Annotated in this window: 1 rRNA gene; it reads right to left on the bottom strand. The window is 54.7% G+C overall.

Features of this window, described 5'->3' with window-relative positions:
- A 23S ribosomal RNA gene (locus ACE3MQ_RS27255) occupies positions 1-1273 on the bottom strand; the annotation flags it as partial.

The raw sequence follows: 1273 nt of genomic DNA, 5'->3' as shown, positions 1-1273 counted from the left end.
AATTGGGAAATCTCATCTTGAGGAGGGCTTCACGCTTAGATGCTTTCAGCGTTTATCCCATCCGCACGTAGCTACCCAGCTATGCTCCTGGCGGAACAACTGGTGCACCAGCGGTGCGTCCATCCCGGTCCTCTCGTACTAAGGACAGCTCCTCTCAAATTTCCTACGCCCACGACAGATAGGGACCGAACTGTCTCACGACGTTCTGAACCCAGCTCGCGTACCGCTTTAATGGGCGAACAGCCCAACCCTTGGGACCTACTTCAGCCCCAGGATGCGATGAGCCGACATCGAGGTGCCAAACCTCCCCGTCGATGTGGACTCTTGGGGGAGATAAGCCTGTTATCCCCAGGGTAGCTTTTATCCGTTGAGCGATGGCCCTTCCATGCGGTACCACCGGATCACTAAGCCCGACTTTCGTCCCTGCTCGACTTGTCAGTCTCGCAGTCAAGCTCCCTTTTGCCTTTGCACTCTACGAATGATTTCCAACCATTCTGAGGGAACCTTGGGGCGCCTCCGTTACTCTTTAGGAGGCGACCGCCCCAGTCAAACTACCCGCCTGACACTGTCCCCGAACCGGATCACGGTCCTAGGTTAGAACTTCGATACGATCAGGGTGGTATCCCAACGATGCCTCCACCGAAGCTGGCGCTCCGGATTCCTAGGCTCCCACCTATCCTGTACAAATCGCATCAAAGTTCAATATCAAGCTGTAGTAAAGCTCCATGGGGTCTTTCCGTCTTGTCGCGGGTAACCTGCATCTTCACAGGTATTAAAATTTCACCGGATCTCTCGTTGAGACAGCGCCCAAGTCGTTACGCCATTCGTGCGGGTCAGAATTTACCTGACAAGGAATTTCGCTACCTTAGGACCGTTATAGTTACGGCCGCCGTTTACTGGGGCTTCGGTTCACAGCTTCGGGTTACCCCTAACCGCTCCCCTTAACCTTCCAGCACCGGGCAGGCGTCAGCCCGTATACTTCGCCTTACGGCTTCGCACAGACCTGTGTTTTTGCTAAACAGTCGCTTGGGCCTTTTCACTGCGGCCCCCTCGTGCTATTCACACTACCGGGGCACCCCTTCTCCCAAAGTTACGGGGTCATTTTGCCGAGTTCCTTAACGAGAGTTCTTCCGCGCGCCTTAGAATTCTCTTCTCGCCTACCTGTGTCGGTTTGCGGTACGGGCACCTTCTCCTGGCTAGAGGCTTTTCTTGGCAGTGTGAGATCATGACCTTCGGTACTGTAAATTTTCCCTCCCCATCACAGCCCAGCCTT

This window comes from Paenibacillus lentus (assembly GCF_042714055.1).
Classification (GTDB): Bacteria; Bacillota; Bacilli; order Paenibacillales; family Paenibacillaceae; genus Fontibacillus; species Fontibacillus lentus_A.
This window is presented reverse-complemented; position numbering and strand designations above follow the sequence as displayed.